This window comes from Flavobacterium sp. UGB4466 (assembly GCF_903469665.1).
In the GTDB taxonomy this organism is placed as follows: Bacteria; Bacteroidota; Bacteroidia; order Flavobacteriales; family Flavobacteriaceae; genus Flavobacterium; species Flavobacterium lipolyticum.
On the sequence record NZ_CAGKLC010000287.1, the window covers coordinates 1 to 383 of the forward strand.

The 383-nt window shown below is 40.5% G+C and carries 1 protein-coding gene; it reads right to left on the reverse strand.

Translation table 11 applies throughout. The annotated features are described in order from the left end of the window. The coding region (locus JO950_RS22090) for an AMP-binding protein (RefSeq protein ID WP_202704561.1) at positions 1-383 on the reverse strand (383 nt) is incomplete at both ends.

Consider the following 383-nt stretch of genomic DNA (forward strand, 5'->3'; position numbering starts at 1 on the left):
AATAATAATTCTCCCGAAACTCCAATTGGACATAACGACATATCGCTGCTGACAATATAAGCTTCACTGTCTGAGAACAATTTCCCAACCGGAATAGTTACATAATCAAAAGCAGGATCTACTTTGTGCACTAATTTTCCAATCGTACTCTCCGTAGGTCCGTAGTGGTTCACGATGGTTACATTTGGATCTTGTGCTGCGATCTCTTTTACATGGGATACCGGAAGTACATCTCCTCCAAATATGATCGTACGTGCCGGCAGCAACAAATCGGTATCGATGCGTAAAGCCTGCCAGTGACTTGGTACTATTTTGATACAATCAATTGAGTTGGCCTTAAAATATGCTTGTAGCTTCACTCCATCCATTAAAGTTTCTTTATT